Origin of the sequence: Streptomyces sp. 8N706 (assembly GCF_052245415.1) — a bacterium.
In the GTDB taxonomy this organism is placed as follows: Bacteria; Actinomycetota; Actinomycetes; order Streptomycetales; family Streptomycetaceae; genus Streptomyces.
The window spans coordinates 150,894-163,990 of sequence record NZ_JBQQBW010000004.1 but is presented as its reverse complement, the minus strand read 5'-3'; the positions used below and the strand labels follow the sequence as shown (position 1 = coordinate 163,990).

Below are 13,097 nucleotides of genomic sequence, written 5' to 3'. Positions count from 1 at the left end.
GCACGGCCCCGGAACCCCCGCCCCGTCGCCTCCGCGGCCTGCCTCCGGGGCCCCCGCCCCGAGCGCGCCCGTCGCGGCACGCCCCCGGCAACCGCCCCGAGCGCGCTCCGCGGCCCTGCGCGCGCTCCCCGACGGAGTCCCTACGCTCCCATGGGCGAGGCCTCGGCACGGCAGGACCGTCACGTTTTGGCAAAACGGAAATGGTGTGAGGCGTTCCGTTGGTTACACGTTCAAAGGGAAGGTCCGCTCCCGCAAGGAGGTCTCACGAGGTGAGCCAGTACGTGTCCCGGCTCGGGGCGCTCCGCGGCCGTAACCACGGCCCCCTGGTCACTCCGCACCGTCTGCGGCTGCCCGGCGCCGGTCCGCGCCGACCACGGCGGGTGGCGATACTCAGTGTGCACACCTCGCCGCTGCACCAGCCCGGCACCGGGGACGCCGGCGGCATGAACGTCTACATCGTCGAGCTCGCCCGGCGTCTCGCCGCGATCAACATCGAGGTCGAGATCTTCACCCGCGCCACGACCGGCACGCTTCCGTCCGCCGTCGAGCTGGCGCCCGGTGTCCTCGTACGGCATGTGGACGCCGGCCCCTACGAAGGCCTGTCCAAGGAGGAGCTGCCCGCGCAGCTGTGCGCCTTCACGCACGGTGTGATGCAGGCATGGGCGGGCCACCGCCCGGGCCATTACGACCTCGTCCATTCCCACTACTGGCTCTCCGGCCACGTCGGCTGGCTCGCCGCCGAGCGGTGGGGCGTCCCGCTGGTCCATGCCATGCACACCATGGCCAAGGTCAAGAACGCCGCGCTCGCCGAGGGCGACTCCCCCGAACCGGCCGCGCGGGTCATCGGCGAGACCCAGATAGTCCGGGCCGCCGACCGGCTCGTGGCGAACACGGCCGAGGAGGCCGACGAGCTCGTACGGCACTACGACGCGGACCCCGGCAAGGTCGCCGTCGTCCACCCCGGGGTGAACCTGGACCGCTTCCGGCCCGACCCTGCGGGCACCGAGGCCGGCCGTGCCGCCGCGCGTGCCCGCCTCGGGCTGCCGCAGGACGCGCTGATCCCGCTCTTCGCGGGCCGTATCCAGCCGCTGAAGGCACCGGACGTCCTGCTGCGCGCGGTCGCCGCCCTGCTGGAGGAGCAGCCCCGGCTGCGCGAACGGATCGTGGTCCCCGTCGTCGGCGGGCCGAGCGGCAGCGGGCTGGCCAAGCCCGAGGGGCTGCAGAAGCTGGCCGCCCGGCTGGGCATCTCCGATGTGGTGCGCTTCCGGCCGCCGGTGGGCCAGGAGCAGCTCGCGGACTGGTACCGGGCGGCGTCCGTGCTGGTCATGCCCTCGTACAGCGAGTCCTTCGGACTGGTCGCCATCGAGGCGCAGGCCTGCGGCACCCCGGTCGTCGCGGCCGCGGTGGGCGGCCTGCCGGTGGCCGTACGGGACGGTGTCAGCGGCTTCCTGGTGTCAGGGCACGAACCGGCCGACTACGCGCGGGCGCTGCGCCGCTTCAGTGACGACCCCTCGCTCGTGAGCCGGATGGGCGAGGCGGCGGCCCGGCACGCGCAGTCGTTCGGCTGGGACACGGCGGCCTCGGCGACGGCGGAGGTGTACACGGCGGCGATGAACGAGCGGCGTCGTCTACGCTCGCTGCATGGCTGACGCTGCTCACGCTGGACTGGACACACGGAAGACCGTCGAGCGGACCCTCGACGACGCCGGACTCGAATGGGAGAGTCCGAACGACGGCACGTACGTCGTGAAGCTGCCCGGAACCCGGAAGCTGTCGACGACCTGTTCGCTGGTCGTCGGCAAGCACTCGCTGTCGGTGAACGCCTTCGTCGTCCGGCACCCGGACGAGAACGAAGCGGCTGTCCACCGCTGGCTGCTGGAGCGCAACACCCGGCTGTACGGGGTGAGTTACGCGATCGACCGGCTCGGCGACATCTACCTGGTCGGCAAGCTGCCGCTGTCCGCGGTGACACCGGAGGAGCTGGACCGGCTGCTGGGCGCGGTCCTGGAGAACGCGGACGGCAGCTTCAACACGCTTCTGGAGATGGGCTTCGCGACGGCGATCCGCAAGGAGTACGCGTGGCGGACGGCGCGCGGCGAATCGACGCGGAACCTGGAAGCCTTCACGCATCTGACCCAGCAGCCCGACGAGTCGCAGGACTGAGGCGCGCCCGCGGGGGCCGGGCACCGGCCCCGTAGCGTGGCGGAACGGGCGGCGACGCTCGCCCGACTGCCGGGCGTTCAGGTGGTACCGGCGCGCTGACGTGCGCTGACCGCGCAGAGTCCGCCGGTCCTGCCGCATCACCCGCAGGCTGTCCCGGCCGCCGGGTCCTGACGAGGAGCGGCGGGCTCTTCGCCGGCGCCCTCGTCGGCACTATCGCCAACGCCTGCTCCGGCACCTCCGTCGAGGGCTGCTCCGGTGCCTCGCCCGGCACCTCCGTCGATGCCTGTTCCGGCACCTCGCCCGGCACCTCCGTCGACGCATCCTCCCGTACCGTCGCCTTCGCCTCCCCCGGCGGGGGCCGCCTCCGCGCCGAGGAGGACGGGCTGCTCGTCGGGCAGGTCCCGCATCAGCAGCCCGTAGCCGATCGCGGCCATCGTGCCCAGTGCTGCGCAGAGGCCCCAGAGGGCGTCCGCGCCGTGGTGGTCGATGACCAGGCCGCCCAGCAGCGGCGCCGTCAGCGCGGCGATGGACCACGAAAGGCTGTAGACGCCCTGGTAGCGGCCGCGCCCATGGGTGGGGGAGAGGCGTACGACCAGGCCCATCTGGGTCGGCGAGTAGATGATTTCGCCCAGCGTCCAGACACATACGGTCAGCGCGTACGCCGTCAGGGAGTCGGCGAATGCCGTCAGCCCGAAACCGTAGCCGGTGAGCAGGGCGGAGAGAATCAACAGCCGTGCCGGGTCCCGGTGTTCGGTGCAACGCGTCACCGGTAGCTGCAGGGCGACGACGAGGACGCCGTTCGCCGAGGCCACCATCCCGAAGTCGGTGCTGGAGAGACCCGCCTCACCCATGGCGACCGGCAGGGCGACAAAGGCCTGCTGGATGAGCGTCGCGATGAGGAAGGAGAGACCGACGACGGCCGTGAAGCGGCGGTCGCGCAGGACCGCGGCCATGCCGACGCCGGGCTCCTTCGCCGCCTCACCGGAGGTGTCCCGCACCGGGCGCGACTCCGGCAGTTTCACGAAGACGACCACCGCGCACAGCAGCGTCATCGCCGCCTCGCCGAGGAAGAGCAGCAGATAGCCGTGGGCGGCGAGCAGCCCGGCCGCGGCCGAGGAGACGGCGAAACCCAGGTTGATCGCCCAGTAGTTGAGAGAGAAGGCCCGCACCCGGTCCCGGGGGGCGACGATGTCGGCCATCATCGCCTGTACCGCCGGGCGGGAGGCGTTGCTCGTCATCCCCACGAGGCAGGCGGCCGCGGCGATCGCGACGGGGTGCTCCATGAAGCCGAGCAGCGCGACCGAGAACGCCGTGCCGATCTGGGAGACCAGCAGGGTGGGCCGCCGCCCCAGACGGTCCGTCAGCACCCCGGCGATCACTGACGACACCACACCGCCGAGTCCGTGCAGCGCCGCGACCAGGCCCGCGTAGGAGGCCGAAGAGCCTCGGTCGACTGTCAGATACATGGCAAGGAAGGTGGCGACAAAGGAGCCGAGACGGTTGACGAGGGTCGCGGTCCACAGCCACCAGAAGGCACGGGGGAGACCCGAGACGCTCTCCACCGCGGCACGCCTCAGACTGGCGACGGACACAGCGAGCCCCCCGGCGGCGTAAGCAGTGAATGCAGCGATCGCAGCTTACGGCCGGACAGGGGCGGAGCACTACCGGAAGGCGATGGCCGACGGGGGCGGTCCGGCCGGGCGGCGCCGTCGATTAGGCTCGGCGCCATGGCCGACGCACCGTACAAGCTGATCCTCCTCCGCCACGGCGAGAGCGAGTGGAATGCGAAGAACCTGTTCACCGGCTGGGTGGACGTCAACCTGACCGAGAAGGGCGAGAAGGAGGCGGTCCGCGGCGGTGAGCTGCTCGAGGACGCCGGCCTGCTCCCCGACATCCTGCACACCTCCGTCCAGAAGCGCGCGATCCGCACCGCGCAGCTCGCCCTGGAGGCGGCGGACCGGCTCTGGATCCCGGTCCACCGCTCCTGGCGCCTGAACGAGCGGCACTACGGCGCGCTGCAGGGCAAGGACAAGGCACAGACCCTCGCCGAGTTCGGCGAGGAGCAGTTCATGCTGTGGCGCCGCTCGTACGACACCCCGCCGCCGCCGATCGAGGACGACTCCGAGTTCTCGCAGGCCCACGACCCGCGCTATGCGACGATCCCGCCGGAGCTCCGGCCGCGCACCGAGTGCCTGAAGGACGTCGTCGACCGTATGCTGCCGTACTGGTACGACAGCATCGTCCCGGACCTCCTCACCGGCCGCACGGTCCTGGTCGCCGCGCACGGCAACTCGCTGCGCGCCCTCGTCAAGCACCTCGACGGCATCTCCGACGCCGACATCGCGGGCCTGAACATCCCGACCGGCATCCCGCTCTCCTACGAGCTGGACGCCGACTTCCGCCCGGTAAAGCCCGGCGGCACGTACCTCGACCCGGATGCCGCGAAGGCCGCCATCGAGGCCGTGAAGAACCAGGGCAAGAAGAAGTAGGTTTCGTGATCATGCCCCTCACCTGCGCGTTCGGCGCGGATGAGGGGCATTTTCGCGGCCTGGGCCCTCCCCGGGCTCTCAGGCCCCCGGGTCCTCAGGCCCCCGGGTCCTCAGGCCCCCGGGTCCTCAGGCCCCCGGGTCCTCAGGCCGGAGCGCTCGCCCAAGAGCCTTCCGGGCCCGGTCCCGGCTGCTCGGCATGAGGTGCGCGTACACCTTCAGCATCAGCCCAGGATCGGAGTGCCCGAGGTACTCCGCGAGAGCCTTGATGCTCTCCCCGGCGTCCAGAAGGACGGACGCGTAGAAGTGCCGCAGGGTGTGCATGCCGTGTTCACGTGCGGCGGCGTGCTCGCGGCTCTTGGCCTTCGGGATGACGCCGACCTCCATCCGCCTGACATGCTCCACCAACCTTGATCGGGAACACCTGACGGAGCCCTTTAGTCCAGGCATTGTGAAGAAAACACTAATAAATCCGCGGGACGATCCTGGCTGTGGGCAATTCAGCCTGTGACGACGACGGGAGTGCCGAGATGTGTGGAATCTCAGGCTGGCTCGCGTTCGACCACGACCTGACCAAAGAGCAGGCGACGGTGGACGCGATGACCGAGACCATGGCCTACCGGGGCCCCGACGCCAGAGGCACCTGGGTGGACCGGCACGTGGCACTCGGCCACCGCCGACTGGCGGTGATCGACATCGAGGGCGGCAAGCAGCCGATGCGTGTCGACACCCCTAACGGCCCGTTGGTCATCACCTACAGCGGCGAGGTGTACAACTTCACGGAACTGCGCGAGGAATTACGTCGCCACGGCCACCGCTTCCGGACGGCCAGCGACACCGAGGTCGTGCTGCGCGGTTACCTGGAGTGGGGCGAGGCACTGGCCGACCGGCTCAACGGGATGTACGCCTTCGCGGTCTGGGACTCCCGGCACGAGAAGCTGGTCATGATCCGCGACCGAATGGGCATCAAGCCCTTCTACTTTCATCCCACCGCCGACGGCGTGCTTTTCGGCTCGGAGCCCAAGGCCATCCTGGCCCACCCGATGTTCAAGCGTGTGATCGACGCCGACGGCCTGTTTGAGCTGCTGAGCGTGTGCAAGACGCCGGGACACGCAATCTGGTCCCATATGCGCGAGGTCCGACCGGGCAGCCTCGTGGTGGTCGACCGCGCCGGTGTGCGCGAGCGGACGTACTGGAAGCTGGCGACCCAAGAGCACACCGACGACCGGGACACCACTGTCGCCAAGATCCGTGACCTGCTCGACGACATCGTGCGGCGCCAACTCGTCGCGGACGTGCCGCAATGCGTGCTGCTCTCAGGCGGACTGGACTCCAGCTCGATCACGGCGCTGTCCGCGCGGAAGTTGGCCGCTCACGGCGAGAAGGTGCGCAGCTTTTCCGTCGACTTCGCCGGGCTGGCCGACAACTTCCGGCCCGACACCATGCGGGCCACCCCGGACTCGCCGTACGTGCACGACGTGGCCGACCACGTCGGCTCGCTGCACCAGGACATCGTGCTGCCCCACACCGCGCTCACCGATCCTGATGCGCGCAGGGCAGTCATGGCCGCAAAGGACTTCCCCAGCGGCCTCGCCGACGTGGACGTATCGCTGTACATGCTGTTCAAGGCGATCCGCGAGCACTCCACGGTGGCGCTCTCCGGTGAGACGGCGGACGAGCTCTTCGGAGGGTACCCATGGTTCCGAGACCCGGTGGCGCAGCGCGCCCACATCTTCCCGTGGATGGTCCCCGTACTGTCCGAGTGGTCCACATCGAACCCGAGGGGGGTGCTCAACCCGGATCTGATGGCCACGAGTGACCTGGTGACGTACCTCAAGGACCGATACAGCGAGGCGGTTGCCGACGTCGAGCTGTTGCCCGGGGAGGACGAACACGAACGGCGCATGCGTGTCATGTGCCATATGCATCTCACCCGGTTCCTCCAGATGCTGCTCGACCGCAAGGACCGGATAAGCATGGCGGTCGGCCTGGAGGTTCGGGTGCCGTACTGCGACCACCGGCTGGTGGAGTACGTCTACAACACCCCATGGTCGCTGAAGAGCTTCGACGGCAGGGAGAAGAGCCTGCTTCGCGCAGCCGCCGGCGATCTGCTCCCGCGATCGGTGGCGGACCGGTTGAAGAGCCCCTATCCGTCCACCCAGGACGCACGCTACGCGGGCGGGCTGCAGCAGATGGGCAGGCAGCTGCTCTCCGAGCCGGACCACCCGATCTTCCAGGTCGTCACTCGGTCATCGATCGACGAGATGGTGAAGGTGGACCCGGCCACAATGCCGGACCCCGTGCGCGAGCAGCTCGACCGAATGATCGACATCGCAACCTGGCTGGACATGTACCAACCGGAGCTTCGCGTGTCCTGACTCTCTGGCGCTAGAGGCCATGACGGGCCCCGAGCCGGGCCCCACTCCGGGCCCTCCGAGGACGACCGACGACGACGGGCAACGACGACCAACGACCGCCCGACCGCAGGCCAGGCGAGGTGCGCGGCCCTCTGACCAGGGGCGAAAAACGGGCCCGCCAGACCCAAGGCAAGAAGAAGTAACCCGAGCCGATCAAGCCCGCTGCCCGCGGTCTTCCCGCGGCAGGGGCTTGCCGTCGCCTCGGGCCGTCGCCGTGCCCTCAGGCGGGGCAGCAGTGACCCGTACGCCGAGGAGGGCCCGGCCGGATCACCGCTGCTGTCGGTGACAACAGCGTGGGATCAGCCGGGCCCTCCTCGGCGTGATACGTGTCCGCCCGTGCAGCCGGGCTGGTACGACGCCGAATGCGGCAACCGCCGTCCTAACCGCAGGAGCCGCCGCACTGGCATGCGCCGCCGCTCTGACAGCCGCAGCTGCATCCGGAGCCGCAGCCGCAGGAGCCGAGCACGGGGACCGGCAGGTCGACCAGGCGCGGAGCACGGTCGCGGGACGGCTCTTCGCGGAACGGGACGGGGCGGGTGGAATCGGCCATGGAATACCTCCTCGAAGGCAGTGCGCCTGCTCGAGGCAGTGCGCCTGCCACCCACTCCACACCCGCGCCCGCGGGCGCATCAACGGCGCGCGGAAGCACACATCCGCCCGCGTCGGGACGAACGGGACCTACGCGCCCTCGACCGGGGTGACGGGAAGGATCTCGTCCGCGTGCTCCCCCGTGACCAGGTAGACCACCCGCTTGGCCACGGAGACGGCGTGGTCCGCGAAGCGCTCGTAGTAGCGGCCGAGCAGCGTCACATCGACCGCCGTCTCGATGCCGTGCTGCCAGCGGTCGTCCATCAGGTGCTGGAAGAGCGCGCGGTGCAGCAGGTCCATCGCGTCGTCGTCCTGCTCCAGCTGGAGCGCGAGGTCCACGTCCTTGGTGATGACCACCTCGGCGGCCTTGGCCATCAGGCGCTGCGCCAGCTGCCCCATCTCCAGGATCGTGGCGTGCAGGTCGCCCGGCACGGCGGTGTCGGGGAAGCGGAGGCGCGCCAGCTTGGCGACGTGCTGGGCGAGGTCGCCGGACCGCTCGAGGTCGGCGCTCATCCGCAGCGAGGTGACGACGATCCGCAGGTCCGTGGCGACAGGCTGCTGGCGCGCCAGGAGGGCGATGGCCCGCGCCTCCAGGTCGTGCTGCAGATCGTCCACCTTCTCGTCCCCGGCGATCACGCTCTCGGCGAGCTTGAGGTCCGCGTCGAGAATCGCCGTGGTGGCCCGGCCGATCGCGGAGCCGACGAGCCTCGCCATCTCGACGAGGCCTTCCCCGATCGAGTCGAGTTCCTCGTGGTATGCGTCCCGCATCGATTTCCTCATCTCATCAAACTGGCTGGTTCCAACCAGCATCCACGGTCGGTGGACTGTGCGTCCCGCTCGAGCCGCCCGAGTGAACCGGCACCGACGTCACGGTGAACTCTTGGCAACGCCCGGTCCGCCACCGGGAGGCATGCCCTGGCCGGGCATTGACGGCCGTACGTACAGAGTGAACCCACCACGTCGTAGTGGTGAACTCTCGGGAACGTCTGTCGGAGGGGCTGCTCCGATGGCTGTGGATGTGTCTCGCCACCCGCTTAATCTGGACTCATGGACGTGAACGCGGCGGTCGCCGCAGCGGCAGCGATCGCCGGTGTCGGTACCGGCGTCGTCGCCATGCTGGCGTTCCGCTGGAGCGAGCGCGAGCAGAGCAAACCCACGCGCAGCTCCCTGCACACCGACGCCGTGCTGCCACCCGGTGTCGACACCGTGCTGTCCGTGCTCCGGTCGTCCGCGGTCGTCCTCGACGAGGCCGACAGCGTGGTCAAGGCCAGCTCCGCGGCGTACGCCCTCGGGCTGGTCCGCGGCGGCAAGCTGGCCGTCGACGCGATGCTCCAGATGGCCCGGGACACCCGCCGCGACGGAGAGATACGACAGGTGGAGCTGGACCTGCCCCGGCGCGGCTCGGGCCGGGGGGAGGGCCTCGCCGTCTCCGCCAGAGTGGCCCCGCTCGGCTCCCGGCTGGTGCTGCTGCTGGTCGAGGACCTCACCGAGGCCCGCAGGATAGAGGCGGTGCGCCGCGACTTCGTGGCGAACGTGAGCCATGAGCTGAAGACCCCGGTCGGTGCGCTCTCCCTGCTCTCCGAGGCCGTGACGGACGCCGCGGACGACCCGGAGGCGGTGAACCGGTTCGCGGGACGGATGCAGATCGAGGCGACCCGGCTCAACAGCCTGGTGCAGGAGCTCATCGACCTCTCCCGGGTGCAGAACGACGACCCGCTGGAGGACGCCGAGCCCGTACGCGTGGACGAGCTCGTCGCCGAGGCCATCGACCGCTGCCGTCATCAGGCCGGGGCCAAGCAGATCACCATGGCGGCCGGCGGCACGGCGGACCTCCATGTGTGGGGCAACCGCGGACAGCTCGCCGCGGCCCTCGGCAACCTCGTCGAGAACGCCGTCAACTACAGCCCCGCCCGCACCCGGGTCGGCATCGCCGGCCGACGGATCAGCGCATCCGGCGGCGGGGGCCAGACCGGAGGCTCCGGGGCAATGATCGAGATCGCTGTGACCGACCAGGGCATCGGCATCTCCGAGCGCGACAAGGACCGGATCTTCGAACGGTTCTACCGCGTCGACCCGGCGCGCTCGCGCGCCACCGGCGGGACCGGCCTCGGCCTCGCCATCGTCAAGCACGTGGCCGCCTCGCACGGCGGGGAGGTCACGGTGTGGAGCGCCGAGGGTCAGGGCTCCACGTTCACTCTGCGGCTCCCGGAGGCCGGCCGCGAGAGGGACCGGGACAAGGCGGACCGCCGCGGCCGGGCCCTGATCGAGCCGGGTGACCTCGATGACGAGGACGACGGGCCGTACGAGACCTTCACCGATGAACACCTTCCCGCCCCGGAGGTCCTTCCGTGACCCGTGTGCTCGTCATCCAGGACGAGTCCACGAACGTCCGGGGAGCGACCCCCCGTACCCCGATGGATGACAGGGGTACGGGCCGTAGCCCGAGCTGCACCGCCCTGTGCTTCTCAGAGATCCGACCGGAGGTCATTCCGTGACCCGAGTGCTCGTCGTCGAGGACGAGGAATCGTTCAGCGACGCGTTGTCGTACATGCTCCGCAAGGAGGGCTTCGAGGTCGCCATCGCGGCAACGGGGCCCGATGGACTGGACGAGTTCGAACGCAACGGCGCCGACCTGGTGCTGCTCGACCTGATGCTGCCGGGACTGCCCGGCACGGAGGTGTGCCGTCAGCTGCGCGGCCGCTCCAACGTCCCGGTCATCATGGTGACCGCCAAGGACAGCGAGATCGACAAGGTCGTCGGGCTGGAGATAGGAGCCGACGACTATGTGACCAAGCCCTTCTCCTCCCGCGAGCTGGTGGCCCGCATCCGCGCCGTGCTGCGGCGCCGCGGGGAGCCGGAGGAGGTCGTCCCGGCCGCCCTGGAGGCCGGACCCGTACGTATGGACGTCGACCGGCACGTGGTCACGGTCGGCGGCGGCAAGGTCGACCTGCCGCTGAAGGAGTTCGACCTGCTGGAGATGCTGCTCCGGAACGCCGGCCGGGTGCTCACCCGGATGCAGCTGATCGACCGGGTGTGGGGCGCCGACTACGTGGGCGACACCAAGACGCTCGACGTCCATGTGAAGCGGCTGCGCGCCAAGATCGAGCCGGACCCGGGCGCCCCGCGCTACCTGGTCACGGTCCGCGGTCTCGGCTACAAGTTCGAGCCGTAAGCCTGCCCGACGGCCGCGCCGGCCCGGCGCGGACCGCGGTCGTCCGGGCGGTCCGGGCGGGCGGTGGTGCCGTACTCAGGCGCGGGAAAGGCCCCGGAGACGCGCTCCGGGGCCTTCGCCTCAGGGCTGTTTCAAAAGTAGGGCCGTCCGCCCGAAGGGCGGGGTCCGCGGCTCCCCCACCCAGCGGTAGCTGGGGGAGTGCGTGCCAGACGCCGTGGACCTGGGGGAACCTCGCGGACGGAGTCTGGGGGAGGACTTCGAAACACGCCCTACGGGCGGGGGCTGGTCAGTGGCCCGCGTCGTGGCCTTCCCCGGGTCGGCTCGCGGAGGCATCGCCGTTGGCGTCGTCCCCGGCCGCTGCCTCGTCGCCGTTCTCCGCCTCCTCGCCGGCCGGGCTGCCCGTCGGGGAGCCGGTGGGGGAGGCACCCCTGGTGGGCGAGCCGGTGGGCTTCGGAGACGTCGACGGCGTGGGCAGCGCGGTCGGCCCGTAGTCCTTGAAGTAGTCCTGCGCGGGCACGACGAACGCCGTCAGCGGGACCTCGCCGGTCTCGTCGAACGCGAAGACCACCCTCTGGGCGTCGCCGTCCCGGAGGGACTCGCCGCTCCGCGCGAGGACGGCCGTGGGGTTCCCCTTGCCGCCCAGGAGGATGGAGCCGCCGGCCGGGATCGTGACCGGGCCGGAGCCCTTGGCCGGTGAGACCTTCGCCGGGGCCGGCGCCCCCTCGACCGTGACGGCCTCGAGGGTCTCCTCCTTGCCGCCGTTGTTGAAGATCCTCGCCGAGACGGCGACCGGGCCCTCCGCACCGTCGGGCTGGGTGATCACGACCGCATTCTGGATCTTGAGGGTCCCGACGGCGGTCGCGGCGTTGTCCGGCTTGACCTGGAGCGTCGACGCGGTGGTACCCGCCCCGCAGGCGGTGAGAGAGGTGACGGACAGCGCGATGGCGGTGACGGCGAGGACACCGCGTCGAAGGCTGGGGGCGCCCCCGGCCGAGGGTTGAGGGAGGCTCACGGCGGCGGCATCTCCTTGAACGTAAGGGTGTGTCAGCGCGCTTACATTACCGAGCCGTGGTGGCGGCCCTTCACCCGACCCGCCCCCGGGCGCCGGAGGCCCGTCGCGCGGCAGCGGGCCCGGAGACTCGTGAATATCCTCCGTCGGCCCGCCCGCGCGATTATCGACGGGGAATGCGTGAACGTTCGGAAATTGATCAGTCCGCCGATCGGTGCCGGCGTGATCAATTAGTGAAACGCGACCGGATCCGCGTCACGCGCTCCGAACGGAGTAGCGGAAGTCAGCCGCTTGGACTCCGGCAAACCGGACGTTCAGCCAGTCGTGCGGCCCCGTGGAAGTGTGTAACGTACGCGTTTCTCCTCCCCGCCACAGTGGCTCCGACCTGCGAATACCTGGTTCCGGTGAACCCGTGCAGCACGTTCCGGCTGCTGTTGTCAAGCCCCGAGATATGCCCTGACCTGCGAAAACGCCATTCAGAACGGGGCGTTCCCGTGTTACTCTGGATAGCCACGGAAGGGGTACCTGTCACATGACGTTCAAGGTTGGCGACACCGTGGTCTATCCCCATCACGGGGCCGCGCTGATCGAGGCCATCGAAACTCGTCAGATCAAAGGCGTGGACAAGACCTACTTGGTGCTGAAGGTCGCCCAGGGCGACCTGACGGTTCGTGTGCCAGCGGACAATGCGGAGTTCGTCGGCGTGCGCGATGTGGTCGGGCAGGACGGGCTGGACCGGGTCTTCGAGGTGTTGCGTGCACCATATGCCGAAGAGCCCACCAACTGGTCCCGTCGTTACAAGGCAAATCTCGAGAAGCTCGCCTCCGGTGACGTGATCAAGGTGGCGGAGGTCGTACGCGACCTGTGGCGCCGTGAGCGCGAGCGTGGACTCTCCGCGGGTGAGAAGCGGATGCTCGCCAAGGCTCGGCAGATCCTGGTGAGTGAGCTCGCTCTCGCGGAGAACACCAATGAGGACAAGGCCGAGGCCCTGCTCGACGAGGTGCTCGCGTCCTGACGCGCCGCAGGCTGTCCTGACGCAAGCCCTGCCGCGCGAAAGCCGGTGCCAGTAAGTAGTGGTAGTGCCGCGGTGCCCGAGTGACCTGTGTCGTCGCCGGGCGCTGCGGCATGTGCGCAGCGCCCTGGCGTCGTCTCTTCGTTCTTTGTCGTCGAATGCCCGCTGTATGGATGCCCGCGTGATGTGACTACGGCCCGCTGAGTGGTGTGCCGGGCCCGGGCACAGGCTCGACCGGTTGTCACGGAAG

The 13,097-nt window shown here is 69.9% G+C and carries 11 protein-coding genes and 1 pseudogene; 7 read left to right on the top strand and 5 right to left on the bottom strand.

From position 1 onward, the window contains the following. The first annotated feature begins 269 nt into the window (after window positions 1–269). On the top strand, window positions 270–1,649 hold the full coding sequence (mshA, locus tag ACTWQE_RS03435) for a D-inositol-3-phosphate glycosyltransferase (RefSeq protein WP_443327280.1): 1,380 nt from the start codon (window positions 270–272) through the stop codon (window positions 1,647–1,649). Further along, window positions 1,642–2,163 carry a YbjN domain-containing protein gene (locus tag ACTWQE_RS03430; protein WP_443327279.1) on the top strand — a complete coding sequence of 174 codons (522 nt, stop codon included), beginning with the start codon at window positions 1,642–1,644 and terminating at the stop codon, window positions 2,161–2,163. The genes mshA and ACTWQE_RS03430 overlap by 8 nt, the downstream gene beginning before the upstream one ends. 137 nt (window positions 2,164–2,300) lie before the next feature. On the opposite strand, the gene ACTWQE_RS03425 is transcribed toward ACTWQE_RS03430, so the two are convergent. Next, the gene (locus ACTWQE_RS03425) at window positions 2,301–3,755 is read right to left on the bottom strand and encodes an MDR family MFS transporter (RefSeq protein ID WP_443327278.1); all 1,455 of its coding nucleotides are present in this window, start codon (window positions 3,753–3,755) and stop codon (window positions 2,301–2,303) included. 135 nt (window positions 3,756–3,890) lie between these two features. Here ACTWQE_RS03425 and ACTWQE_RS03420 point away from each other — a divergent pair, with 135 nt between their 5' ends. Continuing rightward, window positions 3,891–4,652, top strand: coding sequence for a phosphoglyceromutase (locus tag ACTWQE_RS03420; protein ID WP_443327277.1), 762 nt, complete (start codon window positions 3,891–3,893; stop codon window positions 4,650–4,652). Between the two features lie 126 nt (window positions 4,653–4,778). Here ACTWQE_RS03420 and ACTWQE_RS03415 read toward each other — a convergent pair. Further along, window positions 4,779–5,030: pseudogene (locus ACTWQE_RS03415) on the bottom strand (tyrosine-type recombinase/integrase); the annotation flags it as partial. 149 nt (window positions 5,031–5,179) lie between these two features. Between ACTWQE_RS03415 and asnB the strand changes: the two are divergent. Then, window positions 5,180–7,027 (top strand): asparagine synthase (glutamine-hydrolyzing), encoded by a 1,848-nt coding sequence (gene asnB / locus ACTWQE_RS03410; protein ID WP_443327276.1) that lies wholly within the window; start codon window positions 5,180–5,182, stop codon window positions 7,025–7,027. Between the two features lie 418 nt (window positions 7,028–7,445). On the opposite strand, the gene ACTWQE_RS03405 is transcribed toward asnB, so the two are convergent. Continuing rightward, window positions 7,446–7,616 (bottom strand): hypothetical protein, encoded by a 171-nt coding sequence (locus tag ACTWQE_RS03405; RefSeq protein WP_443327275.1) that lies wholly within the window; start codon window positions 7,614–7,616, stop codon window positions 7,446–7,448. Window positions 7,617–7,744: 128 nt separating this feature from the next. After that, complete coding sequence (phoU, locus tag ACTWQE_RS03400; protein ID WP_443327274.1) at window positions 7,745–8,422, bottom strand: phosphate signaling complex protein PhoU; 678 nt, start codon at window positions 8,420–8,422, stop codon at window positions 7,745–7,747. 279 nt (window positions 8,423–8,701) lie between these two features. Between phoU and ACTWQE_RS03395 the strand changes: the two genes are divergently transcribed. Next, window positions 8,702–10,006 (top strand): sensor histidine kinase, encoded by a 1,305-nt coding sequence (locus ACTWQE_RS03395; RefSeq protein WP_443327273.1) that lies wholly within the window; start codon window positions 8,702–8,704, stop codon window positions 10,004–10,006. Window positions 10,007–10,145: 139 nt separating this feature from the next. Beyond that, window positions 10,146–10,826: a response regulator transcription factor gene (locus ACTWQE_RS03390; protein WP_360860746.1), complete on the top strand. Its 681-nt coding sequence runs from the start codon at window positions 10,146–10,148 to the stop codon at window positions 10,824–10,826. Window positions 10,827–11,112: 286 nt separating this feature from the next. Here ACTWQE_RS03390 and ACTWQE_RS03385 read toward each other — a convergent pair whose 3' ends face one another. Next, entirely contained in the window at window positions 11,113–11,838 is a 726-nt protein-coding gene (locus ACTWQE_RS03385) for a DUF461 domain-containing protein (RefSeq protein WP_443327272.1), read from the bottom strand. A 529-nt stretch (window positions 11,839–12,367) separates the two neighbouring features. Between ACTWQE_RS03385 and ACTWQE_RS03380 the strand changes: the two genes are divergently transcribed. Further along, window positions 12,368–12,850: a CarD family transcriptional regulator gene (locus ACTWQE_RS03380; RefSeq protein WP_003953493.1), complete on the top strand. Its 483-nt coding sequence runs from the start codon at window positions 12,368–12,370 to the stop codon at window positions 12,848–12,850. Window positions 12,851–13,097 lie beyond the last annotated feature (247 nt).

Bases quoted from the DNA above. Each gene is read 5' to 3' on its own strand.
- phoU (WP_443327274.1), bottom strand. From the start codon at position 8,422: ATGCGGGACGCATACCACGAGGAACTCGACTCGATCGGGGAAGGCCTC.
- ACTWQE_RS03395 (WP_443327273.1), top strand. From the start codon at position 8,702: ATGGACGTGAACGCGGCGGTCGCCGCAGCGGCAGCGATCGCCGGTGTC.
- asnB (WP_443327276.1), top strand. From the start codon at position 5,180: ATGTGTGGAATCTCAGGCTGGCTCGCGTTCGACCACGACCTGACCAAA.
- ACTWQE_RS03380 (WP_003953493.1), top strand. From the start codon at position 12,368: ATGACGTTCAAGGTTGGCGACACCGTGGTCTATCCCCATCACGGGGCC.
- ACTWQE_RS03420 (WP_443327277.1), top strand. From the start codon at position 3,891: ATGGCCGACGCACCGTACAAGCTGATCCTCCTCCGCCACGGCGAGAGC.
- ACTWQE_RS03405 (WP_443327275.1), bottom strand. From the start codon at position 7,616: ATGGCCGATTCCACCCGCCCCGTCCCGTTCCGCGAAGAGCCGTCCCGC.
- ACTWQE_RS03430 (WP_443327279.1), top strand. From the start codon at position 1,642: ATGGCTGACGCTGCTCACGCTGGACTGGACACACGGAAGACCGTCGAG.